Source organism: Mesorhizobium sp. NPDC059054 (assembly GCF_042739215.1).
GTDB lineage: Bacteria > Pseudomonadota > Alphaproteobacteria > Rhizobiales > Rhizobiaceae > Mesorhizobium.
Map to the genome: position 1 here is coordinate 238,363 of NZ_JBHYHV010000007.1, position 23,614 is coordinate 261,976.

Sequence of the window (23,614 nt, forward strand, 5' to 3'; positions counted from 1 at the left end):
TCCCTAGGACCTAGCTGCCGCTTTTCAGTGATTTTTTTCCAAAGGACGGGGCGCCCTTTCAGGCGACACCGATGAAATCCGCAATCTCCTTTGCAAGCTGGCGGGGTTGTTCCAGAGGCACCAGATGGCCACTCGATGCGATCTCGGAAAAGCTCCATCCCTCCTTCAGGCGAGCCATGCGCTGGCAGATTTCATGCCGCACGAAACTCTGGTCACCACGGATGATTTTCACATTTTGGCAGAGGCCGCTGAGCTCCTCCCAGAGATTGTCCTTGCGAAAAGGCCAGTGCGTGAGAAAGAACGGATCGTGCCGGCGTAGCCACTGACCTTCCCCATTTTCGACCAGGGAGGCACGCGTGAAGGCCGTCAAATCCGTCTCGACGGCATAGCGGTTCGCGGCGCGCTCCCAAGCCAGAGCCTCGTTCAAGGAGGCGAAACGGTAGGGGCGTGGAAGGACATCTGCTTCGCTCGCCTGGAACGAAGGCTCGACATCGACGATGATCAACTGGTCAGCAATGTCGGGCCTGATGGCCAGCAATTGGATGGCAACGAGCGCTCCCCATGACGAACCGACTATCACCGGAGGCCTACGCCCGAGGTCGACCTGATCCAGCACCAGAAGGAGATCGGTAACGTGGTGGGCCGTCTCATACGCGCGATCCCGCGACCAATCGCTTCGGCCGTGTCCTCGGAAGTCGAGCGCGACCACTCTCCCTCGCCCTTCCAGCTCTCGCGCTACGCCGGACCAGAGAAACCCGCCGCCGGTCACGCCATGCAGTGCAAGAATGATGGGGCCAGGCCCGCCATGGTCGGTCAAATGGAGCCGGACGCCGGCTCCCTTGACATAGAAAGATCTTGGCTCATCAGGCATTCGCTAGCTCGTTCGTCAGTTCGAGCAGCCAGCGGCGATATTCGACGCTGACGATATCCGCATGACGGACCGGCATTTCCTGCCGCGCGAGCTCACCCGCCAGGTCCATCTGGATCGGCGTCTGGGACTCGATGATCGGCTTGTCCTCGGCGAGGACTTCGTCCTCGAAATCCATGAAGAAAGCGTCATGCTCTTCCTCCGTCCCGAAGTCACGAGCCTGCCACCAGAAGCTTCGGGTGGTGGTTGCATCGACCGGCGAGGCGGCCATGAAGAGGATGTATCGCTTGCCGTTCGGGAATACCCGCTTGAGGTGTACCGTGTGCGGCATGGTGACGTGATAGACGTTCGTAGGCTCGATCCAATCATCCGTCAGGCCCAGCAGTTCCTTCTTCTTGCCCACGCCAGGTTCTTTCACCCCGCTGCGGTCGAACCGCATGACATTGTTCTCGCGCCAGACCTTTACCGCCTCGACACGAGGGTTCTCGCGGCTGCCGATGGTGCCGTCATGGACAAAGGAGAAGTGCGCGAAATCGACAAAATTCTCGAGGCGACGCGGTGTCGAGGTGTTCCAGTCATAAGGCCTGCCGCGCAAAACTCGATATTCCGCTCCCTTCAGTTCCGGAAAAACCGGCGCTGGATATTTGGGCACATCCGCAAGACAGACCCAAACCATGCCAGCGGATTCGGTGACATGGTATCTGCGCACCTTGCGGTTCATGACAGTTGCCATTTCCTCCCGCGCAGGGATCCGCACGCAATCGCCCTTCTCATCGAATTGCCAGCCATGGTAGGGGCATTCGAGCTTGCAATCGACGATCTGACCCAGCGACAACGCTGCCCCCTTGTGCGGACAACGGTCCTGCATGGCGGCCAGTTCACCGCCGAGCCGGGCGAGCACGACGTTTTCGCCCATCAGTCTGACGCCGTGCGGCTTGTCCGTGACCTCATCGGAATAGCAGACCGGATGCCAGAAATGGCGAAGTGCCAGATAGGTCGGACTCTCGTGTGGCGGTGGTGATTTAAGTTCCATAACGGACATTGCTGTCTCCTAGTTGAAATGAGCGCCACCGTTGACCAGAAGGCTCTGGCCGGTGATGAAACCAGCGAGGTCACTGAAGAGGAACGCGGCCGCACCGACCATGTCCTCGGGAAACTGGGTACGCTTGAGACATCGCCCGGCGATGGTTCGTTCGTCGGCGGCACTCCCCTGACGCGCCACGATATCGCCGTCGGGAATGAGGTCGGGGCACAGCGTGTTGACGAGGATTCCGTCGCCCCCTACCTCCCGGGCCAGGGATCGCGAAAGTCCGACGATCGCAGCCTTGGAAGACACATAGTGCAGAAAATTCGGCACACCTTTGTAGGGGGTGTTCGACGAAATGTTGACGATGCTTCCCTGACCTTGCCGCTTCATCTGCGCATGAACCGCCTTGATGCTCTGCCAGGTGCCGCGCACGTTCACCTGGTAGCAAAGGTCCCATTCTTCCGGCGGAATATCGAGGAAGGAGCCAAAGCTTGCGGACTTGAAGAAACCGGCGTTGTTCAGGAGGCCGTCGATGCGGTGAAATCGCCTGACAGTTTCCTCGGCCACGCGATCGCAATCCGGCTGGCTAAGGACATTCGCCGCTATCGTCATAAGCCGGTCGGCGTGCCCCCACTTCGCCGCCTCCGTGCCAATGTCGTTAAGGTCGGCGGCCACGACGTTCGCGCCCATTTCGAGGAACCCCCGACAATAAGCCTGGCCGATGTTGCCGCCGGCTCCCGTGACGATGATGGTCTTGTTTCGTAAGAGGCTCATGCAGGCTTTCCTTCAGATATCGAGAGTGAGCGAGCGACTTTTTGCGCGAGAGACGCAAATCATCATGCTGGTGTTGCTGGCGCGTTCGTCCGGAGTCAGGACGAGGTCGCGATGATCGGGCGTGCCTTCAAGAACAGCCGTCTCGCAGGTGCCACATATCCCCTCCCGGCAGGAGCAGAGCGGGGTCAGGCCCATTGTCTCGAGTGTTTCGAGGATCGAATGCCCCACCGGTATCTTCACGGCCAAGCCGGAACGGGCACAGATCAATTCGAATTCCGTGCCCTCATGCTGGGCCTCGTCATTGGAAAAATACTCCACGTGAACGCGATGGGGCGGCAGACCGGCAGTGGCGCTTTCGAAGGCGGTCATCAGAGGTTTTGGCCCGCAGCAATAGAAATGCGTATCAGCGGATGCAGCCTGAACGACCGCGGTTACATCGAGCGGGCGGATGCCCGGAACCCCGTCATGAACGTGGATCACCGCACCCTGAGAGCGAGTGGCTAGATCGCGCAGTTCGACAGCGAAGGGCGTGCGATCCGGCGTTCGGGTGCAATGGAAAAGCATCCAGGAACGACCAAGTTCAGCCAACCGCTCCACCATAGCGAAGATCGGCGTGACCCCTATGCCGCCTGCGATGAAGACCGAATGCGCCGCCGTCTCGTTCAATGGGAAATGATTGCGCGGCTGGCCGATCTCGATCCGGTCGCCTTGTCTCAGGTCCTTGTGCACGCAGATGGATCCGCCTCGGCTTTGCGGGTCCAGGTTGACCGCCACCTCCAGCGTCTCGCTCGCACGGGAATTGATCAGGGAATATTGCCGGACAAGTCCATTTGGCAGGTGCAAATCGATATGCGCGCCGGGCGTGACGGTGATCGGTCGATCCTTTGCCTCAGGCTTCAGGCTCAGTTGAACGATGCCGGTCGCGACCGGGACAACGGCTTGTATGACAACCTGCATCACTCCGCTCTCCTCCGTTCCTCTTTGGGTATTCGAGAAGTTGTGTGAGCAGGCTATTTCGTATTAATGCTTATTTCGAAATAGGATTTTTTTATAAATCAAGGTGCCATAGGTGAAGATCTCAACCCGGCAGATCCTGGCCTTCGTGACCATTGCGCGGCAACAGAGCTTCTCACAGGCGGCGAATGTGTTGCGGGTGACGCAGCCCTCGCTCAGCGTGCTGATCCGGGATCTGGAGCAGACGCTCTCGGTTTCAGTTTTCGACCGCAATACTCGAGGCGTCCGATTGTCCCAGGCCGGCATGCAGCTTTTGCCGACTGCCGAGCGCATCCTATCGGACCTTCAACGCCTGGAAGAAACGTCCGGCGATCTCTCTGGCCTTGCGGATGGCGAGGTCCGCGTCGCCTGTTCCTCGGTGCTGGCTTCCGGCGCCCTTCCAATCGCGATACGAAAGTTCGGAGAGGACTTTCCTGGCGTTCGCATCGTCATCCGCGATACCGCCGAGCAGAATCTGGTGGAGCTGGTGCGCAACGACCTGGTCGATTTCGCGATTGCGACACGGGTCGAAACCGATCCGAGAATCGTCCAGCAGATGGTCCAGACCGATCAGATGGCCGCCTATGTCGCACCGGACCACCCTTTCGCCGCGACAGAAACCATCGCCTGGCGGCAACTGGGGGATACGCCATTGGCACTGCTCGACCGAAACAGCCCGCTTCGTCATATCGTCGACAAGACGGCGGGCCAGCTCGGCATATGGCTCAACACGCGCTATGAGGTCACTTTCGGCACGACTGCACTCGCCTTAGCGGAACAAGGGCTCGCGGTTGCAATTCTGCCGGCGAACGCCATGCGAAACGACCATTCCTTCCGCTGCGTACGCCGCATCATGGTCAAGCCTCAGACACAGCGCGGCATCATGTTGATCCGGCTTGCAAATCGTAAACCTGTAGCTGCTGCCGAAAAATTCTGGGCCTACTGCAAGCATCAATTGAGCGAAGAAAGTGCTTTCGATCTGCGTGCCAAGACAAGGCCGCAGGATCGAGCGGCTCAATAAGGTCGAGCTAACGGCAAGGGCGCGCGTACGACAGAAGCCATCGTGGAACTTCGAAACAACCTAGCCCGCACTCAGCTTGCCGAGCAAAGCAACAAGGTCATCCAGCTCATCATCCGTGAGCGTATCCAGATCTGACGGCGGCCGATAATATTCCGCCATCAGGTCGTGCTTTGTCTTTGCGCCTTTTTTGGTCAGCCGCACCAGCTTCTTGCGCCTGTCCTCGGTGGAGGCAATGCGGTTGACGAGGCCGGCGCGTTCGAGGCGGTCGACGAGCCAGGTCGCCGTGGACGGGTCGCAGTTCCATTCCTCGGCAAGCGCTCCGATCGGCTTCTCATTCCCGTCCTGCAAGGTGAAAAGCGCCCGCGTGTCGTTCGGCGTCAGCTTGCGCTTCTCCAGACTTTCCAGGCGCTGCGGCGATGAACGCATCAGGAAGTCGAACATCAGCCGCCATGCTTGAGCGGCGCGAGGATTGGCGGACATGTCTACCGGCTTGTTCTCTCAAAAAGACAGGGTCCATGCAGCCTTAGCATGAGCGACTTCGTTTGCCAGCGTGACGTCGGTGAAGTTTATCGCCTTCTTCACCCTGCCTGCCCGATCGCCGACAGGATCATCGGGACCAGCCAGTCGCCGCGGCTGATCACCCCGAGATGGGTCGTGCCCGGCAGCACGGCAAGCTCGGCGCCTGGAATGAGCGTTTTCATTTCGGCGGCATGGTCGATTCGCGTGAAATCCTTGTCGCCAATCGCCAGCAATGTCGGAACACGGATCGAAGCCAGCTCCTGCGGCGTCCAGCGGTCCCAGCGGTCGCGCATCTGGTTGATGCGGTTTGCCAGGTCGAACATCCCTGCCGACTTGCCGCCACTGCGGTCGAAACTCGCCGCCCACCCGGCAAAATCCTGGGGAGTCGGGAGCAGCGGCGCCAGTTCCGCCGACGGCTTGTGCGTCGGATCGCGTTGCAGTGCGATCAACTCGGGTAGTTGCCCATCGACGCTATAGACACCGCTGAGCGACGTCACCGATTTGACGCGATCCGGCTGGCGGATCGCCATTTCGACTGCTGTCAGCGCGCCGAGGCTGTGGCCGACCAGATGCGCGGCAGGCACGTCGAGATGATCGAGCACGCCGATCACATCGGCCACCAGTTGGTCGAGCTGCATCGGGCCCGAACGGTCGGGCGTATGGCCATGGCCCTGCGATTCAATCGCGATGGTCGGCGCAATTGTGGAAAGCCTGGGCAGCAGGTCGGGTGCGAAGGCGGTCTCGATGGTCATCAAGCCGCCGTGCATCAGCACGAACGGTGTCTTGCCGGCCGCCAGCGGGCCGCCATGGACTTCATAGTAGATGCCGCCAACGGGCGTTGTACCCGATATGGCCGGCGATCGATCGTTTGCCGCCATGAGCGGTTGCGCAGCGACCGTATGTGCGGCGATCATGCAGCCAGCGGCCGCGCCGCTGATGACGAGAGCTCGGCGGCTGAGGGATTGCTTCGAGAGCAGGTGTTGGGTGGTCATGACAGATTCTCCTGTATCGATGGCGAGGTTCATCGTTCCCGCGCAGGATCGGCGCCGGCTGCGGTGAGTGTGGATTTTGGGATGGTTCCTGATTCCGGCCGGCACCCCGACCGGTCAGGTGTCTCAGGCTTCGCGCCGGTAGTTGTAGTTCATGACGACGATGCCGTTGGGCAGCGCCCGCGAACCTGCCAGCTCCAGCGACGTCCGCGGGCAGGCAAGGAAATGCGGCGTCCGTGGTCCGCTCCGGCCGAGGATGAACGGATGCACCCACAGCCGTAGTTCATCCACCAGCCCGGCTTCCATGAGCGCGAAGGAGACCTCGCCGAGCCCATACTGCACGATGTCCTTGCCGGGCTGGTTCTTCAGCGCCCGCATCGTCTCGACGAGATCGGTGCTGATGATCTCGGTGTTGTTCCAGGCGGGATTCTGAAGCGTGGTCGACACCGCCAGCTTGCGCATGGCGTTGATGTAGTCCGCCATGGTATCGCCGGCCATGGTCGGCCATACCTGGGCGAAGCTCTCATAGGTGCTGCGCCCCAGCAGAAGCGTGTCGCAGGCCTGCAGCAATTCCATCTGGATGTCGTAGCTGGCCGCCTTGCCTGACGTGCCGAGGCTTGGCCATTCGTGCGGGTCTCCGACCGCCCCGTCCAGCGTGATGTAGGTCGAATTGATGATCTTTCTCATGATTGTCTCCGTCAAACTGCGTGGTTGATGGAGGGAAGCTACAATTCGAGGGGATTTCGGGTCTTGAAAGAAAACGACAGCGTCAGGACCTGCTCAGGCTGCCCGGTGTCTTGCCGAGGAACCTGCGCAGCGATCGCGTCATATGCGCCTGATCGGAATAGCCGGCGATGTCGACCGCATCGAGAATGGAGGTGCCGGCCATCAACAGGGCGGCGGTACGCTCGGCGCGCTCGATCTGACGCACCATGCCGTAGGACAGTCCGGTGGCGCGCAGGAAACGGCGCTGGACGGAGCGTTCGGTGACCTCCACCGGCTTGCGCGACAGCGTCTGGTCGACGATCGGATCGCGGACCAGCACATCAGCCTTTGCCAAATGCCGTATGAAGTCGGCAGCGTTTTCAAAGTCCGGGATTTCCCAACTCGATCCGGCCAGGTGGACCCGGCTCGGCGATGTCGAGGCGAGTTCCTTGCCGATGTCGACGAGCGTATCGGGAGCCAGATCGGGGATGAATGTGCCGATCTTGAGTTCGATGCCCAGGAACTCGGCATCCCGCGGGATACCCACGATGCTGGCCGCAGTCTCAGGCCCGCGCACCAACATGCTTGCCGGCCGGTCGGCCTGCTTGACGACGACGATCTGCCAATGCGGGACGGCAACGGAGATCATGGAATCCGCCGCGACACTGTGTGTGCGCCAGATCCGTTCCACGAAGTCCGATGGCTCGACGCGGCTCTCGATCGGGAAAATGGTTGTCGCCCATTCCATCCGCGCACCCTCCTGCGGGACCACAGTTCATCGGCTTCGTGCTCGACCGCAAAACCAGTCGAGAAACACAGCCAGTTTCGCCGGTTGCTGCCGTCGCGATGGGTAGTATGCGAAAAACTGAACCGGTGAAGGTTCATATCGAGGCATGATCTCGATGAGCTCGCCGCTATCGATCGCGTCCTCTTCGGTCTGTCGGTATCGCTGGGCGATACCGAGGCCCTCGCGAACAGCGGTTGAGATGTGATTGTCGTCGTCGAGCACGAGAAACGGATTTGGATCGACGAGTTTCAATTGGTCGTCGGCGCCGAATTCCAGCGGCGCAAGTCGCTCGCTCCCGGGAAACCGGTAGCGGATGAAGCGGTGATTGGCGAAATCATCGACTGTCGACGGCACTCCGTGCCGGCTGGCATAGGCCTTCGAGGCCAGAAGACTGCGGCGCAGGGGTATTCCGATTGGCCGGGCGATCATGTCGTTTTCCAGCGTCTCGCGCATCCTGATGCCAACATCGAAACCACCGGCCACGATATCGACCAAGCGGTCGTCCGTGGAGAGTTCAAGGGTGACGCCCGGGTAGGTTTGGACGAATTCCGCCATCCTGCCCAAAATACAGATCTTCGCGGCGAGCCGGGACAAGGTGACACGAAGCACACCGGCCGGTAAACCGGCACGGTTCGACAACATGTCGATTGCGCTTTCGATCTGGTCCAGCGGTTGCCCGACCGATTGCAGAAACTCTTCACCGCTATCGGTCAGGCGAAGACTGCGGCTTGTTCGCTCGAAGAGGCGCACGCCGATCAACTCTTCCAGCTTCTTGATGGTCTGCGAAACCGCTGACGCAGAGACGCCAAGACGTCCCGACGCGGCCGTGAACCCGCCGCACTGGGCGACAACGCGGAATGTCGGGATCAGGTGCAGAACCGCCGGGTCGATCATGAAGCAAAGCTTACAGAATCTGTAAGGCATCGCCAAGTCGAGCTTAAGGAAGACCCCACCTATAGTCGTTCGGTGATCATCTCGCCGAGGGAGCATGGAATGTCTGCCCGATACATGGCCGCCGCCGAGCAATTTCAACCCGGCGATTTCACCGCAATCGATGAAGCGATTGACCTGGCGCTTCTGGAACGGCGCATTGTGGGCGCCGTGGTGCTGGTCGCCAAGGACGGCACGTTGATCTACCAGCGCGCCGCCGGGCTGGCCAATCGCGAAACTCGAAGGCTGATGACCGTCGAAACGCCGTTCAGATTTGCCTCGCTGTCGAAGCTGTTCACCACGATGGCGGCGCTCAAGCTGCTTGAAGCCGGCGCCCTCTCGGCCGACGACCTGGTTTCGCGGTGGCTCCCCTGCTTCGCGCCCAGGACCGAAGAGGGCAACCTGGCCGGGATCACGGTCGGCCATCTTATGAGCCATGTTGCCGGGCTCGACTACGCTTTTCAGCAACCGGCGGACGGGCCCTACCATGTGATGGGTATATCCGATGGATTGGACGAAGCGACGCTGTCGCTCGATCAGAATCTTCGAAGGATAGCGTCGGTTCCGCTGGATCGTGCACCGGGCGTCACATGGCGCTATTCCGTGGCGACCGATGTCCTCGGCGCGGTGGTTTCGGCTGCTGCCGGGGCGCCGCTCCCGCAGGCAATGGACAGGCTGGTTTTGCGCCCGCTGAAACTCCGTGCCTCTTTCCACTGGGGCGGCGACGACCTGGCTGTTCCGTATCGCGACGGCGAGCACGGACCTTTGCTGGTCGACACGATCGTGGATGTTCCGCTTCCGGGCATACCGGGGGCCGGCATGCGTTTCGATCCTCACCGCATCTACCGACGCGAAGCCTTTCCTTCGGGCGGGGCAGGCATGGCCGGCCTCGCCATGGATATGCTGCGATTGCTCGAAGCTTACCGTGACGGCATGTTCTTGAGTTCCGCACTTCGGCATGCAGCCCGCCAGGAAAGGGTCGGCCCAGAGGCCAAGACGCAAGGACCGGGCTGGGGGTTTGGCTGGATGGGATCCGTGTTGATCGATCCGGCTTCGGCTCAATCGCCTTTGTCCAAGGGCTCCGTCAGTTGGGGTGGTGTTTATGGACATATGTGGGCGATCGATTTCGAACGGTCTTTGTCGGTGATTGCACTGACCAACACAGCCTTTGAAGGAATGCTGGGGCAGTTTCCCAAACACATTATCGCCGCAGCCACACAGCTCGACCCGAGATGAGGCTTCTCCCGGCTCGCCAGCAGATTGGCAGCGAGAATTCCATGACGTGCAGGAGTCTAGCAAAATAGTTTGATGAGTCAAATATCTTGACTAATCAAACAAACAAACCAAGTAAAGCCAGAAAACGAGGTGACCATGATGGACCTTTATCCGCTGATCGCAACGCTCACGATCCATGTACTGGCGGGCGTGTTCTGGGCAGGGTCGACCTCTGCCATGGCCAATCTCGGTGATGCCTCCGCCGCCAGACTGTTTCCATTCCAGATGGGGTCGGCGGCCATGACCCTGGCCACCGGCGCCGGCATGTGGTGGTTTCAGCTTGGCGGCAGCTTCGGCCTCCACGAGCAGATTCTGCTTGTCGGGCTGGTGGCAGCGGTCCTGGCGGCTGCTGTCCAGATCTTGTTCGTCGGCCGCACCCGAGGCGCACTGGCGGCCGCATCGCCCGAGAGCCAGTTGGCGCTCGTCGGCAGCATGACCACGGGCAATCGCGCCGCCGCCGGGCTGCTCATGCTCACTGTGGCTTCGATGATGATCGCCCGCTTCTGCTGAACCCCGTTTGGAGACATCGATGGAAAACGATCACCCGGTCCTCATCGTCGGCGGAGGCTTGAACGGCCTGACCGCAGCCTGTCTGCTGGCCCATCACGGTGTTGCCTGCGTTCTCGTCGAGCGCCATCCCGGCACCTCTATCCAGTACAAGTTCGCCGGCATCTCGCCACGCAGCATGGAGATATTCCGCAGTCTTGGCCTGGAAGACGAGATCCGCGCAAATCGGACCGGCGACCAGCAAGGCGGCGGTCTGGCAAGAGGCCGAAACCTGTCCGATCCGGCCATTCAGTGGGGCGGTCCTGCCTGGCCGGATGCCAGCGACTTCAGCCCGACGCAGCCGGCGACCTGCGATCAGCATGTGCTGGAGCCCATTCTCCGGCGTCATGCGGAACAGCTCGGAGCCGACATCCGCTTCGCGACCGAATGCGCCGCCGTCGAACAAAGTGAAGGCGGAGTCCGCGCCCGTCTGAGAGATCGGACCACGGGGACCGAACGGGAGATCACCGCCGACTATCTCGTCATTGCCGATGGCGCCAACGGACGGCTGCGTGAGATGCTTGGCATCGGCAGGAGCGGTGTCGGCGCACTGCAGCACTGGATGAACATCATCTTCGATGACGGACCTGCTGCCCACCATCGACGGCAAGCGCCTGACGTCATTCTTCGTGACGGACCTCAACGCTTCCGTCATCCCGCGCGAGGGCGGCCGCTGGCTGCTGGCGCTGCAGTATTTTCCGGACAAGGGTGAAAGCCCGCAGGATTTCGACCGGGACCGCTGCCGCGATCTCGTGGTTCGAGCGGCGGGGCGTGCCGACATCGAGGCGGAGCTTGTCGATGCGCGCGCCTGGGAAGTTTCTGCCTATGTAGCCGACCGCTTCGGGCAGGGACGCTCATTCCTGATCGGTGACGCTGCCCACCTCATGCCACCGCCGGGTGCTTTCGGCGGCAATTCCGGTATCCACGATGCGCACAATCTGGCCTGGAAACTCGCCATGGTCATTCGTGGCGAGGCGCCGGCGGAGCTTCTCAACACTTATGATGTCGAGCGCTGCCCGGTTATCGAAGCGACCGTGGCGCAGGCGCTCGCCCGTCTTCAGAAATGGTTTGACGATCCAGCAAAGCGCCTGCCGCCACCGGTCGAAATCGTCAATGACTATGACGTCGTGTTCGGGCAGCGCTATGACAGCGGCGCCCTGCTGGCCGAAGGACCGCCACCGCAGACGCCGCCATTCGAGCCGTTTGCGGCATTGGCCGGAAAACCGGGCACGCGCGCCCCGCACATGATGGTCGAGCGCGACGATACTGAAAGCTCGATACTCGATCTTTTCGGCCGCGGTTTCGTGTTGCTGGCCGGTCCCCGGGGCGAGGCCTGGTGCAGGGCCGCGCGCGGGATCTCGGAAAGGAAAAGCAGCGGCATCTCCTGTTACCGGCTCGGACACGATGTGCGGGACGTCGAAGGGAAATGGGAGGAAAAGTATGGCGTCACCGATACAGGCGCTGTCTTGGTTCGGCCGGATGGCGTCGTCGCCTGGCGCGCGCGAACCACCGTTGACAAACCCGAGGTAACGTTGAAGCGCGTTTGGGCCTCTATACTTCATGCGGACCAAGCCCTTGCCGACAGCAGCCCGTTCGAAGAGGGCTAGCGAGGATTGTCACCAACGGCTCGCGGAAAAGGTGGCGCTTTGACCCCCTGGCATGGGCAGCAGCGGCAGGCCACGTAGCGCGGTCATTTCACGACTGCCCGCTCTCGGTCATGGTTTAGTTCCCGCTTGAGCATCGGCGCGAATGATGGTCTTTTCTCCTCGCGAGAAGTATGCGGCAACAAACGAGGCAGGGATGCAATTCCACCAGAGAGGTGTCGATCTGCTGGTCACGGTGATGGATGCAATCGATCATCAAGACAAACTGCAGCCGGACGATCTAGATTGGTTGCTGCGGGAAACGGCACACGTCCTTGGTGAGTTGTTGAAGCGCGACGTTCCGGTTGAGCGTCGTGACGATACGTCCATAGCCAACGACATTTAAGCACCTTGAGGCTTGCGCCGGTCCGTCCCGGCGCATCGCCATAAGCACTTCGCCTATATGCCGGTCGCCTTATTTACACTTTTGTTCATCACGAGGGCCTGCTGGCACAGATCGAGCATGGCTGCTTGCGGCTGGGTTTCATCCAGCCCCCGGCACATGCGCACATGAAGCAATGCATCCTCGAAAGCAGGGAAGCGCTCGGCTCGAAACAGGTGCAGATAGAGCGCGATGGTGCCGGCGGAGCGGCTGCGCCCGCCCCGGCAATGCGCCAGCACGTTACCGGCGCGATGAGGCGGATAATGCGCCTTGCCCGGGCTTTGCTGGTTGATGATCCCGTGCAGCACGAGCACGGCGCCCAGGAGATGCTGGGCAATATTGCCAGGTCCGTCGATCAGGCCGATATGCGTGCGCCTGATGACCGTGCCGTCGCTTAAGGACAGCGGCGGCATTTCGACATTCACCGCCAGGTTCATCGTCGAGGTGATGCCATTCCGCAAAAGCAGGTCGGCATCGTTTGCCGCGACCGCGTTGCCGATGAAGAGCGTCTTTCCGGTGTCGTCGATATCCGGAAGGACCGGCAGCAAGACCGGAAGGCGATCTTCCTCTTCCTCGGTCATCGGACGGCTGTCATGGTGGTTCACGTTCATGCTTGCAGCCCTATTCCGCGGCTTTCAATGATTGGTCTCGATCGACAGGCAAGGAGATAATTCTTTCCAGATAAAGACGCGCTCCAAGCCACTGCCTTAGCCGAAGCATCTCTTCGGGCCGCACGAACGCCGCCACGACCTTCTCTGCACCAGTGCGCGTCACGAGGTCCATCGTGTCCTGCAGCCGTGGATGGACATTCCAGCGCAGCCATCGCGCCTCGTCGCGTTGCAGCATCTCCCAGGCCGGCGTCTGCGTCGGGACATGACCGGAGAACAGAAAACGGAAACCCTCTGCCCGGCGACGCAGAAGCTGTGCCGCCAGTCCGGTTTCAGCATTGGCCTCCGTCGCCACGATCACCTGAGTGGGGGACCACTCATTCCGTGTAGGCATCGACTGCAGCAACGCGGCGATCCCCGCACGGCTTTCGGCGTCGATCATGCCGCTGTCGTCGCCGGCGAGACGTTCCATTTCCTGGCGCACAACAGGACAAGGGGTCGCTTTCAGACCCAACCCACTCAAGGCCAGCATCATTTCCGGCCCCCTGCCGCCAGCCGGCACGCACAACACCGCGCCTGCTGCGGCGAAGGCAGCGATAGTCTCGACCTGGGAGGATAGCGATTCCTCGAAATCGCCATAGGACGCGTCGGTGACAAGACAGCCCGCGGCGGGCGGCCAGTCGAACGGCAACAGCAGCGACTCAGCGCTCCAGTCTCCCATGTACAGAACGCCGCCATGACCGGCGAAATGGAGCCAGATGCCGCCGGGCGCATGGCCATTTCGACCGACGATCACCGGCAGTCCGGCGATTTCGGCTTCTCCGCTGACCGGCAGCTCCCGGCGCCGTTCCAGCGGAAGCACCGCTTCGGAGATCTGGCTGAACGTCCGGTCTGTCGCGTAGACCGGCGGATTGCCGAGTTGGCCCGCAAGGTCGAGCGAGCCGACATGATCGATATGGGCATGGGAGAGGCAGATCGCGTCGACCGGCCCAACGTCCGACAGGGCTGGCTTCACCCCAGGCTGTGGTCCCTCCCCGAGATCGAGGAGAATGCGCCGGCCATGCATTTCCAGCAGGAAGGCGGCTGGAAGCTTGCCGCCCTGCCCGCTGACAACCGTCAGTTTTGCCAAGGCAGCACCCCTTTCGGCAGGTAGCGCGAAAAGCATGTCGCCATCAGCATCAGAATCAGCACCGCCGCGATCATCAGGCAGCCGACGGCTGCGGCAAGCGTCGACGATCCGCCCTCTTCCAGGAAGACCACCATTGGGCCGATGGTGCGGGCATTGGACGACACCAGCAGGATCGAAACCTGGATCTCGTTCAGGGCGCTCATGAAGACCATGACGCCACCGGCGACCGCCGCGGGCGCGACGAGCGGGATGATGACGTCACGCATGCGCGCCAGGAAACCGGCACCGGCAACCTGCGCTGCCTCTTCCATGGCACGGTCGATCTGCGCGAAACCGCCCAGGACGGGACGCAGCGCGAGAGCCAGGAAGCTCGACAGATAAGCAGCCAGAATGATCCAGACAGTTCCGTAGATGCTGAAACCGAGAACAGGCAACGGCCTCAGGAAGAACAGGATCATCGCCACGGCGAGAATGATGCCAGGCAACGCATAGGCGAGTTCGCTGAACAGATGCAGCACACGCACCAGCGGGCCACGCTTCCAGACGATGAAATAGCCCATGAACAGCGACACGATCATCAACATGGCGACCGTGATCGATGTCAGAAGCAGGCTGGTGAGGAACGCGTTGCGGATCGAAGCCTGATGCACGAGGGCATTGGCGTAGTTCACCAGCGTCAGCGTCTTCCAGCTCAGCTCCTGGCCGAAGCCGGTGACCACGGAAGTGGCCACCAGCGCCGACAGTGGCAGCGCCATGGTGAGCACGATGAACAACCAGCTAGCTGCCTCGACGATAGGACGCCATCGCCCCAGCCGTATCTCGAGCGAGCGGCCGATGCCGTCGACGCGGACATCGCCGCGCTGGCCGAGCCAGCCGCTGATGGCGACCCCAACAATGGTCAATGTCGACAGAAGCAGGGCGAGCACCGCCATGTCGGCGAGCGCCGAGGGACCATAGCTGTTCATCTGCTGATAGATCAGCGTGATCAGGGTCGGGTATCGCGCCGGAATGCCCAGCATGGCCTGAATGCCGAAATTGCTGATCGACGAGACGAAGGCCAGCGCGGCGCCGGCAAACAGACCCGCCCGCGCCAGCGGCAGGATAATGGTGAAGATCAGCTGCCAACTGGTGGCGCCGGCGGCGCGTGCAGCCTCGACCAGTTCGGCAGGCAGGCGTCGCAGTGCTGCCCTCACGGTCAGGAACACCAGCGGCGCGTGATAGAAGCCCAAAAGCAGGATGATGCCGCCCGGTGAATAGAGTGGATGCCGTCCGCCGTCATGCAGGGAGAGACCGAGGAGGCCAAGAACCGGACTCGACGGCGAGAAAGCCTGAACCCAGGCAAGCGCCGTCACCTGCGGCGGGATCATTAGCGGCAGCACGAATGCGAAGACCCATGCCGTCTTGAAGCGCATGTCGGTGAGAACGGTCAGTGCGGCTGCTACGGTGCCGAGCACCATGGCGAGCACGGTGGACAGCAAGGCGACGACCAGCGTGTTTGTCGACGCCGTCAGGACTTTTTTCTTCCAGAGCAATTCGGCGATATGGCCGAGATCGATCACACCGGCGGGAGCGATCGCGGTTATGGCAAGGCGCAGCAGCGGCGCGAAAGACAGGCCGGCGACGAAGATCACCAGCAGCCCCAGCACCACCCATTCAGCTTTGGGAAAGAGCGCCGGCAACCGCCGGCGCTCCTCGACCCTTTCCATGGCAATCAACGCCATTTTCTATCTTTCTATCAGCCGCCGAAGATCTTGGTGAACTTCTCGCGGGTCTCCTTGTCGGTCGCCACGGCATTGTCCGCGTCCGTCGGCAGGAGCTTGATGTCGGACAGTTTCGGGAAGCCAGCTGGCGGCGCGATCGACGGATCGATCGGCAGGTTGCCCTGGCTCACGACGAGTTCCTGGCCCTCCTTGGACAGCAGGAAGTCGATGAACTTCTTCGCGCCGTTGGCGTTCTTGGCGGTCGACATGATGGCGGCCGGCTCGGTGATGAAGGAGACGCCATCCTTCGGGAAGATCAGATCGACGGGCGAACCCTTGGCCTTGGCGCGGATCACATCGGCATCGGCGATGATGCCGTATTTGGCAAGACCGCTGGCGACGGCCTTGAGCGCGGGACCATTACCGCCTTCCGGCGCGATGTCGAGCTTGGCGAGGCCTTCGTAGAATTCCCAGCCGATGCCCGGGACGTTGACGACGCTGTGCAGATGGTTGAGCGCAGCGCCCGAATAGAGCGGGCTCGGCACTGCGATCTGGCCCTTGTTGTCTTCCGTCAGCAAGGCGCTCCAGGTTTCGACCGGCTTGGCCTTCTCGGTGTTGTAGGCGATGCCCGTCGAGATGATCTTGGTGCCGAAGAACGTCATGTCCTTGTCGTAGGTGCTCTTGTCGTAAGAGCCGACGGGCGCCTGCGGGTAGGCCATCAGGCGGCCTTCCTTCTTCAACTGGCCGAGGTTGATGGTGTCGGCGACCAGGAGCACGTCCGGCTTGACCTCGCCGGCTTCGATTTCGGCGCGCAGCACGTTGAGCAACTGGCTGGTGCCGTTGCGGGTCCATTCCACCTTGATGTCGGGATATTTGGCTTGAAAGGCGTCGACCGTCTGCTGGGCGATTTCCGGCGACTGCGAGGTGTAGAGCGTCAAGGTTTCGGCGTTGACGGCCGTCCCGCTCAATAAGACGAGCATGAGGGTAGTGGTGAGGCGCATAAAGAACTCCTGTTACTGTGAGAATAAGAAACGTCAGGCAGCGGCTGGGATGACCCAACCGTCGCTGATGCAGACCTGGATGGTGTCGTCCGCTGGAATGGCGACGTCCGCCGGGGCGTGCAGCGTCAGCTGCAGCTCCGGCTCGGCGGTGGCGATGAAATCGACCTGGCTGTGGTTGCCGCGATAGATCACCCGCTCGACCTTGCCGGCGAAGCCATCTTCGCCCGGCTGCGCCAAACGCATCGCTGAAGTGTGAACGGAGAGCCTGGCCGAAGAGCGAACCTGTTCGGTGGTGCGGGCGCGAACACGGTGGTCCTTGCCGAAGAGGCTGACGATCGCCGCCTCGGCTTCGGGGCGCACGTCCTGGACAGGCAGAACCTGGCCGTTGCCGATGAAACGGGCAACCATTTCGCTTTGTGGCTCGCGATAGAGATCGCGCGGCCGGTCGAACTGAACCAGGCGGCCGCGATCGATCACCGCGATGCGGTCCGCCAACGCCATCGCCTCGGACTGGTCGTGGGTGATGTAGACCATGGTTGCGCCGGTATGGCGGTGGAAGCGCACGAACTCGTTTTCCATCGCCGCGCGCAGATGCACGTCGAGATTGGCCAGCGGCTCGTCCAGCAGCATGACGGATGGCTTGGCGGCGAGGCAGCGTGCCAGGGCGACACGCTGGCGTTGGCCACCGGATAGGTCGGAAGGCGCTCGCTCCGCCAGATTTTCCATGCCGACAACCGCCAGGGCATCGCGGCTGCGCTGCAGACGTTCCTGCGAACTCGCGCCAGCGATCTTCAGCGCATAGCCGACATTGTCGGCCACGCTCATATGCGGCCAGAGCGCATAGTTCTGGAAGACGATGCCGATATGGCGCTTCTCCGGGGGCACATTGGCCTCCCTGGAAGAAACGATGCGATCGCCCAGCCGGATCGTGCCTTCATCCGGCGTTTCGAAGCCGGCCAGCAAGCGCAGCAAGGTCGTCTTTCCGCAACCCGAGGGCCCAAGAACCGCAACGAACTCACCGTCGGCGATATGCATTGCGACACGATCGAGCACGCGCTTTCCGCCATACATTTTCGACAGGTCATTGATGACGATATCGGCCAAGGAAGACTCCTCAACAACTTGAAACTAAAAGTTTTTTTGTGATTTCTCACTCTGGACAATCGCATTGCAACTTCATATCAATGCTCTTGCACACGTGTGCAATTTAGCGAGTTTGTGCTTCAGTTTTGTGACGGCAAAGACAAAAGTTCAGACCACCATTCGCCCAGCCTGCGACTCGCGAACTCGATGGAGCATGGACAATGAAGAGCGGTTTCATCACTGCCGCAGACGTCGCAAGAGAAGCAGGCGTTTCGCGGTCCGCCGTCTCGCGCACCTTCACCCCCGGCGCCAGCGTCTCCCGGGACGTGCGGGAGCGGATCCTGCGCGCCGCCGAAAAGCTCGGCTACCGCGTCAACAGGCTGGCCCAGGGATTGCAGATGGCGCAGTCAAATCTCGTCGGCGTGGTCGCTGCCAATCTGAACTCGCCATTCAACACCGCTCTGCTCGATCGCATCAGCGCCGCCCTGTTCAAGCGCGATCTCCAATGCATGTTGTTGAATGCGGAAGCCGCACGCGACGATATCGGCACCCTGGTCAACCAGGTTCTGGAATATCGCGTGCGTGCGGTGATCATCCTTTCGGGCGCACCGCCCGAAGAGATCATCGAAGCGTGCCTGCGCAACGATGTGCGCCTGATCCTGATCAATCGCGGCACGCTGCCGGGCAACGCCGACAAGATCGATACGGATGACCTGACCGGCGGACGACTGGCGGCCGAACGCATGCTGCAGGACAGCCGTCGCCATGTCGTGGCTGTCCGCAGCGGCAACGGAAGCATGAGCCAGAAGCGGCGCACGGAGAGCTTCGTCGCCTGCATGCATCAGGCCGGAGCCAAGGTTACATCCTGGATGGATGGCCCGAACAGTTTCGAGACGGGGTGCGAGGCCGCCCGCAAGCTCCTGGCCGACGCATCGATCGACGGCGCCTTCTGCGCGACGGACCTGATTGCCCTAGGCTTCCTCGACACCGCCCGCTTTGAACTGGCAAAGGAAGTGCCACGGCGCTTCTCCATCATCGGCTTCGACAACATCCCGGAAACCGCCTGGCCATCGTATGGACTGACCACGGTGAGCCACCCGGTCGAAGCTTTCACAGAAGCCATCCTGAAATGCCTGGACGATGAACGACAGCTATCCGAAGGCGCATTGAACTTCACGATCCCGGTCGAACTGATCGAGCGTGCGACCACCGGTCTCCCGACCCCCTAGGCTCGCGGCCAAAATGGCTTGCCTGGCACCGGAACGCGAAGTTTTTCCTTGTGGGAGAAGGAAGCGATCAATAAACATGAGTTAAATACGCAGGTTTTTGCAGCGACTGCGCTGGCAACCGGTCACTCGGGGCACGGCATGCAAACCTTTCCACAGTTGGCATGTCTACATTTCATGGAAAACGCATGACGGGAACGCCGGCCCAGCAACGAACCGCGACATTGCGAAGTGAGCGCGTGACATTCACGGGGCCGGATCAAACGGACCAAGTCTGCCACCCTTGCCTCGAAGGTCTCTGATCTTGTCCGCGCTCAATCTTTGGTTGGGAGACCTCTTCCGCCTCCACCATGATGATTTCGTTCGCTATGCCTCCAGGCTTGTCGGGGGGCGCGACAATGGCGAGGAAGTGGTGCAAAATGCTTACCTGCGCATTGCCGGCCGTTCGTCCGAGGCCGCAGCGATCGACCACCCCAAAGCCTATCTGATCACCGCCACGCGCAACGCCGCAGTCGACTATATCGTTCGCCAGCAGGCGGAATGGTCCAGAAGGGTCGATATCGAAGACGTCGCCGCGGCCGGCATCGGCGAAGATCCTACAATCACGCTGGATCATCGCCACCGCATTGCGCGCCTGGCGGTTCTGCTGAACGAATTGCCTGCAGCCTGCCGCGAAGCCTTCATCATGAACAAGGTGGAAGGCCGCACGCATCGCGAAATCGCCAAGCACCTTGGCGTTTCGGTCAGCATGGTGGAAAAGCATATTATTCGCGCGCTGTTCCACTGCCGTGACCTGATGCGAGACGACCGCTGCGTCTGACAGGTTTCTGTTGAGGATTGCCCGGCCCAATCCCGTCTAATCTTCCAGAAAGACCGCGGAACGAACCGGTGATACACGGACCATCGAGACAAGATCCCACCAAGGCGCTTTCCGACGAAGCGCTGGTGAGAATTGTGCGCCTTCATTCGGGAGAGGCTGGCGAGAGGGACTGGGCCGAATTCAGGCGCTGGCGGTCCATCAGCGCGGAGCACGAAGCTGCGGCGACGGAAGCCGAGCTTCTCTGGAGCGATGCCTCGAACCTGCATCGCGACCCTCGCACGGGGCTCGTCAAACCGGGGCGACGCAAGTCCGTGTCCCGGCGCGCCGTTCTTGGCGGGATCGGGGCGACAGCGTTGGCATTGGGTGGTCTGCGCGTGACCGGCGGCTTCCAGGGCATCCTGTCCGATCACACGACCGGAACCGGCCAAACCAGCGTCATTGATCTTCCCGATGGATCACGCGCTCATCTCAACGCGGCATCGGCGCTCAACGTCGACTTTTCGCCTCAGCGTCGATTGGCCGAACTGGTCGAGGGACAGGCTTATTTCGAAGTCGCCAGCGATCCGCTGCGCCGCCCGTTCGACGTCAAGGCCGGCGACGTCTCCGTCTCGGCGCTGGGAACGGCGTTCGACGTCAACCGCAACCTTCCCGATGGGGCGACGGAAATAACGGTTGCCGAGCACATGGTGCGCATTACCTCAAACGGCGCCTCGCAAGAGATTGTACTCAACGCCGGCGAAACCGTCACCGTTTCACAGGACGGCCTGGCCGGGCCGGTCACCGACACCGGGAGGTCGGCTGCTGCCGCCTGGCGCACGGGCCTCTATGTCGCAGAATCGCGCCCATTGGCCCAGGTGGTAGCGGCACTTCAGGCTTATCACGAAGGGTGGCTTGTCATTGAAGACGGCAAAGCCGGGTCGCTCAGGGTAAATGCCGTGCTCGATCTGCGCACGCCGGACTCGTCACTCGACGCGCTGGCGTCTGGCCTGCCAATTCGCATCCGTCGCCTCTCAAGATTTTTAACAGTGATTTCAAGCGCATAGTCGGAAATCGTCTTTTTCCCGATCTTTTTGTTGAGGATTCCAATCATGTTTCTTGTCTGAGTCCATGAGGGGCAATGCAAAATGTCGCCCCTCGCCTATCAGGAACGGAGACAGGGTAAATGCCGAGGGCATCGGGGCGTCGTTATTTTGTTCGTATGGTGCTTGCCGCATCGGTGGCGGCCCTTGCGCCTGGTCAACCCGCACAGGCGCAACAAGCATCCAGCGCCAGTGGGAACGTGGCTTTCAATCTTCCTGCCCAACCGCTGGCATCGGCACTGGCAGCCTACGCACAGCAGACCGGCATCAAGATGGCCTATCCGACCCCTCTGACAGCGGGAAAATCGGCGCCGGCACTGCGCGGCGCCTATTCCCGAACCGACGCGCTAGGGCGCCTGCTTGCAGGAAGCGGATTGAACTATCGCTTCACCGGTGCCGCATCGGCAACGATCTTCAATGCAGCCGTCCCCACGACCACCGGCTCGGTGCCGGAGGACAGCAGTGCTCTGCTCGACAAGATCACGCTCCAGGCGCGTATGGAGGGCGCATGGGGCCCGGTTGACGGCTACGTCGCCAGTCGCAGCGCCTCCGGAACCAAGACCGACACGCCACTGATCGAAACGCCGCAATCGGTGTCGGTCGTCACGACGGACCAGATCCGCAACCAGAAGGCAGTCTCGCTCTCCGAGGCCCTCACCTACACGCCAGGCATCAGCACGCAGTCCCAGACCTTCAGCCGAATGGTGGATGATCTGATGGTACGTGGATTCAACGCCGCCGGCCCGTCGGGAAACTTCCTTCGCGACGGCATGAAATCCCAGGCTGCCGTTTATGACCTCGCCCAGGAGCCCTACGGTTTCGAACGGCTGGAGGTGCTGCGTGGCGCCTCGTCCATGCTTTATGGGCAGTTGGCGCCGGGCGGTGCGATCAATGCCATTTCGAAGCGACCGACCGAAACGCCCCTGCATGAAGTCAATGTCGAATATGGCAGCTACGACCGCAAGCAGGTGTCGGCCGATTTCGGCGGCCCACTCAACGCGGATGGCACGCTGCTCTATCGCCTGACCGGGCTGTTCCGTGATGCCGACAACTGGGTGGATGAAACGCCCGACGACAAGATCTATGTCGCGCCGGCCCTGACCTGGAAGCCTGACGAAGCCACGCAGCTCACGCTGCTTGCCAGCTACCAGCACGTCAGCACCCGCTTCATGACACCGCTTTTCCTGCAGGACGTTTCGACGGGACGCATTCCGCGTGACCGGTTCCTCGGGGAACCGGACTTCGACAAGTACAAAGGCGATTCTTACGCGTTGGGGTACATCTTCGACCATGAGTTCGACAGCGGGCTGAAGCTCCACCATCAGGCGCGCTATCTCGCTTCCGATGTCGATTGGGACTACATGATCGCCAATCTGGCTCCGGTCACGGATGGGCAGTTGGCACGCATTGCCAGCAAGCGTTTCGAGAATTCCTTCGGCTTCACCACCGATACTTCGGTTGAAAAGACCTTCGAGGCGGTAGGCGCCGAGCATACCGTGCTTGCCGGCTTCGACACGTACCGGCGTGGCTATGACACCCATCGCTACAGAGGAACCGGGCCAGTCCTTCTAGACATCGATAACCCGGTCTACTCCGGCGCACCGGCCATCAACTACCGGGTGGATCGCGGCTCCGATACGGCCAGCGACCAGTACGGCTTCTATCTGCAAGACCAGATCAAGATCCGCGACAAATGGGTCCTGCTGCTTGGCGGACGCTATGACTGGAGCGACAGCACGACCAAGAACTACCAGAACGGCAGCGTGACCGAACAAAGCGACGACGCGTTCACCGGCAGGGCCGGGCTGGTCTATCTGTTCGACAATGGCATCGCTCCCTATGTCAGCGTCAGCCAGTCCTTCTCCCCGCAGGCTGGTCTCGATTACCGTACCAATACCGCCCTGAAGCCCAACGAAGGCCTTCAATACGAAGCCGGCGTCCGCTATCAGCCGGATGGGTCGGACCTCCTGCTGAGCGCCGCGGTCTACGACCTTACCCAGACAAATCTGGTGACCTACGATTCGAACGGCTTTTCATACCAGTTGGGTAAAGTCCGTTCGCGCGGCTTCGAGCTTGAGGCACGCGCGCAAATCGACGATCTCGGCATCGTGGGCGCCTATACTTATACCGACGCTCGCATCCTGGAGAGTGCCAACCCGCTGGAGGTGGGACAGCAGCAAACGCTCGTGCCCCGCAACACGCTTTCGCTGTGGGCAGACTATAAGCTTGATACGCTTGGCATATCCGGGCTGACGATTGGTGGCGGCCTGCGTTATGTCGGCAAGACCAACCTCATCGACAACAAGCAGGACGTTCCCAACTATCTGCTTGCCGACGCGATGGTTAAGTATGACTTCGCGGCCATCGATCACAAATATGAAGGAACGTCCTTCACGCTCAATGCCCGCAACCTTTTCGACAAGAAATACTACACCTGCGTAAGCGCGGATGGCTGCCGCTACGGCGAGCCCCTTACCGTCACCGCCACGATCTCGAAGAAGTGGTAGGG

General features: G+C 61.2%; 24 protein-coding genes. 10 read left to right on the forward strand and 14 right to left on the reverse strand.

The genetic code is table 11. From position 1 onward, the window contains the following. Nucleotides 1-58: 58 nt before the first annotated feature. The 4 genes from ACFWXH_RS27635 to ACFWXH_RS27650 are packed head-to-tail and all read right to left on the reverse strand — an operon-like array spanning nucleotide 59 to nucleotide 3,626. Nucleotides 59-871 (reverse strand): alpha/beta fold hydrolase, encoded by an 813-nt coding sequence (locus ACFWXH_RS27635; protein ID WP_379124635.1) that lies wholly within the window; start codon nucleotides 869-871, stop codon nucleotides 59-61. Then, entirely contained in the window at nucleotides 864-1,910 is a 1,047-nt protein-coding gene (locus tag ACFWXH_RS27640) for a Rieske 2Fe-2S domain-containing protein (protein ID WP_379124636.1), read from the reverse strand. The genes ACFWXH_RS27635 and ACFWXH_RS27640 overlap by 8 nt, the downstream gene beginning before the upstream one ends. Before the next feature lie 9 nt (nucleotides 1,911-1,919). After that, on the reverse strand, nucleotides 1,920-2,669 hold the full coding sequence (locus tag ACFWXH_RS27645) for an SDR family NAD(P)-dependent oxidoreductase (protein WP_379124637.1): 750 nt from the start codon (nucleotides 2,667-2,669) through the stop codon (nucleotides 1,920-1,922). Between the two features lie 12 nt (nucleotides 2,670-2,681). Continuing rightward, on the reverse strand, nucleotides 2,682-3,626 hold the full coding sequence (locus ACFWXH_RS27650; RefSeq protein WP_379124638.1) for a PDR/VanB family oxidoreductase: 945 nt from the start codon (nucleotides 3,624-3,626) through the stop codon (nucleotides 2,682-2,684). A 112-nt stretch (nucleotides 3,627-3,738) separates the two neighbouring features. On the opposite strand from ACFWXH_RS27650, the gene ACFWXH_RS27655 reads away from it, so the two are divergent. Beyond that, a complete protein-coding gene (locus ACFWXH_RS27655; protein WP_379124639.1) occupies nucleotides 3,739-4,683 on the forward strand; it encodes a LysR family transcriptional regulator in 945 nt (314 codons plus the stop codon). A gap of 60 nt (nucleotides 4,684-4,743) precedes the next feature. On the opposite strand, the gene ACFWXH_RS27660 is transcribed toward ACFWXH_RS27655, so the two are convergent. The 5 genes from ACFWXH_RS27660 to ACFWXH_RS27680 all read right to left on the reverse strand — a co-directional run bounded on the left by ACFWXH_RS27660 (nucleotide 4,744) and on the right by ACFWXH_RS27680 (nucleotide 8,715). Then, nucleotides 4,744-5,163 (reverse strand): MarR family transcriptional regulator, encoded by a 420-nt coding sequence (locus tag ACFWXH_RS27660; protein WP_379124640.1) that lies wholly within the window; start codon nucleotides 5,161-5,163, stop codon nucleotides 4,744-4,746. 98 nt (nucleotides 5,164-5,261) lie between these two features. Further along, entirely contained in the window at nucleotides 5,262-6,194 is a 933-nt protein-coding gene (locus ACFWXH_RS27665) for an alpha/beta fold hydrolase (RefSeq protein WP_379124641.1), read from the reverse strand. Between the two features lie 123 nt (nucleotides 6,195-6,317). Next, nucleotides 6,318-6,878 carry a dihydrofolate reductase family protein gene (locus ACFWXH_RS27670; RefSeq protein WP_379124642.1) on the reverse strand — a complete coding sequence of 187 codons (561 nt, stop codon included), beginning with the start codon at nucleotides 6,876-6,878 and terminating at the stop codon, nucleotides 6,318-6,320. 82 nt (nucleotides 6,879-6,960) lie between these two features. Continuing rightward, complete coding sequence (locus ACFWXH_RS27675) at nucleotides 6,961-7,644, reverse strand: helix-turn-helix domain-containing protein (RefSeq protein ID WP_379124643.1); 684 nt, start codon at nucleotides 7,642-7,644, stop codon at nucleotides 6,961-6,963. 27 nt (nucleotides 7,645-7,671) lie between these two features. Next, nucleotides 7,672-8,715 (reverse strand): LysR family transcriptional regulator, encoded by a 1,044-nt coding sequence (locus ACFWXH_RS27680; RefSeq protein WP_379124644.1) that lies wholly within the window; start codon nucleotides 8,713-8,715, stop codon nucleotides 7,672-7,674. On the opposite strand from ACFWXH_RS27680, the gene ACFWXH_RS27685 reads away from it, so the two are divergent. The 5 genes from ACFWXH_RS27685 (at nucleotide 8,677) to ACFWXH_RS27705 (ending at nucleotide 12,423) form a co-directional block, all read left to right on the forward strand. After that, the gene (locus tag ACFWXH_RS27685; RefSeq protein ID WP_379124645.1) at nucleotides 8,677-9,849 is read left to right on the forward strand and encodes a serine hydrolase domain-containing protein; all 1,173 of its coding nucleotides are present in this window, start codon (nucleotides 8,677-8,679) and stop codon (nucleotides 9,847-9,849) included. The two genes, ACFWXH_RS27680 and ACFWXH_RS27685, sit on opposite strands and share 39 nt — an antisense overlap. 135 nt (nucleotides 9,850-9,984) lie before the next feature. After that, the gene (locus tag ACFWXH_RS27690; RefSeq protein WP_379124646.1) at nucleotides 9,985-10,398 is read left to right on the forward strand and encodes a hypothetical protein; all 414 of its coding nucleotides are present in this window, start codon (nucleotides 9,985-9,987) and stop codon (nucleotides 10,396-10,398) included. Between the two features lie 19 nt (nucleotides 10,399-10,417). Further along, nucleotides 10,418-11,146, forward strand: a complete 729-nt coding sequence (locus ACFWXH_RS27695; protein WP_379124647.1) for an FAD-dependent monooxygenase — start codon at nucleotides 10,418-10,420, stop codon at nucleotides 11,144-11,146. After that, nucleotides 11,064-12,041 (forward strand): FAD-dependent monooxygenase, encoded by a 978-nt coding sequence (locus ACFWXH_RS27700; protein WP_379124766.1) that lies wholly within the window; start codon nucleotides 11,064-11,066, stop codon nucleotides 12,039-12,041. The genes ACFWXH_RS27695 and ACFWXH_RS27700 overlap by 83 nt, the downstream gene beginning before the upstream one ends. Nucleotides 12,042-12,183: 142 nt before the next feature. After that, a complete protein-coding gene (locus ACFWXH_RS27705) occupies nucleotides 12,184-12,423 on the forward strand; it encodes a hypothetical protein (RefSeq protein ID WP_054311650.1) in 240 nt (79 codons plus the stop codon). A 53-nt stretch (nucleotides 12,424-12,476) separates the two neighbouring features. Here ACFWXH_RS27705 and ACFWXH_RS27710 read toward each other — a convergent pair whose 3' ends face one another. From ACFWXH_RS27710 to ACFWXH_RS27730, 5 genes are read right to left on the reverse strand one after another with little or no spacing between them, the layout of a single operon-like run. Further along, nucleotides 12,477-13,070, reverse strand: a complete 594-nt coding sequence (locus ACFWXH_RS27710) for a dual specificity protein phosphatase family protein (protein ID WP_379124648.1) — start codon at nucleotides 13,068-13,070, stop codon at nucleotides 12,477-12,479. 10 nt (nucleotides 13,071-13,080) lie between these two features. After that, nucleotides 13,081-14,196, reverse strand: a complete 1,116-nt coding sequence (locus ACFWXH_RS27715; protein WP_379124649.1) for an MBL fold metallo-hydrolase — start codon at nucleotides 14,194-14,196, stop codon at nucleotides 13,081-13,083. Continuing rightward, on the reverse strand, nucleotides 14,184-15,917 hold the full coding sequence (locus ACFWXH_RS27720; protein ID WP_379124650.1) for an ABC transporter permease: 1,734 nt from the start codon (nucleotides 15,915-15,917) through the stop codon (nucleotides 14,184-14,186). Before ACFWXH_RS27720 ends, ACFWXH_RS27715 begins: the two co-directional genes overlap by 13 nt. Nucleotides 15,918-15,931: 14 nt before the next feature. Beyond that, nucleotides 15,932-16,897, reverse strand: coding sequence for an ABC transporter substrate-binding protein (locus tag ACFWXH_RS27725; RefSeq protein WP_379124651.1), 966 nt, complete (start codon nucleotides 16,895-16,897; stop codon nucleotides 15,932-15,934). A 33-nt stretch (nucleotides 16,898-16,930) separates the two neighbouring features. Beyond that, nucleotides 16,931-18,001: an ABC transporter ATP-binding protein gene (locus ACFWXH_RS27730; RefSeq protein WP_379124652.1), complete on the reverse strand. Its 1,071-nt coding sequence runs from the start codon at nucleotides 17,999-18,001 to the stop codon at nucleotides 16,931-16,933. Nucleotides 18,002-18,201: 200 nt separating this feature from the next. Between ACFWXH_RS27730 and ACFWXH_RS27735 the strand changes: the two genes are divergently transcribed. The 4 genes from ACFWXH_RS27735 (at nucleotide 18,202) to ACFWXH_RS27750 (ending at nucleotide 23,612) form a co-directional block, all read left to right on the forward strand. After that, the gene (locus tag ACFWXH_RS27735) at nucleotides 18,202-19,209 is read left to right on the forward strand and encodes a LacI family DNA-binding transcriptional regulator (RefSeq protein ID WP_379124654.1); all 1,008 of its coding nucleotides are present in this window, start codon (nucleotides 18,202-18,204) and stop codon (nucleotides 19,207-19,209) included. 301 nt (nucleotides 19,210-19,510) lie between these two features. Further along, nucleotides 19,511-20,026 (forward strand): sigma-70 family RNA polymerase sigma factor, encoded by a 516-nt coding sequence (locus ACFWXH_RS27740; RefSeq protein WP_379124655.1) that lies wholly within the window; start codon nucleotides 19,511-19,513, stop codon nucleotides 20,024-20,026. A gap of 68 nt (nucleotides 20,027-20,094) precedes the next feature. Next, nucleotides 20,095-21,069 (forward strand): FecR family protein, encoded by a 975-nt coding sequence (locus tag ACFWXH_RS27745; protein WP_379124656.1) that lies wholly within the window; start codon nucleotides 20,095-20,097, stop codon nucleotides 21,067-21,069. Between the two features lie 236 nt (nucleotides 21,070-21,305). Further along, a complete protein-coding gene (locus ACFWXH_RS27750; RefSeq protein ID WP_379124657.1) occupies nucleotides 21,306-23,612 on the forward strand; it encodes a TonB-dependent siderophore receptor in 2,307 nt (768 codons plus the stop codon). Nucleotides 23,613-23,614 lie beyond the last annotated feature (2 nt).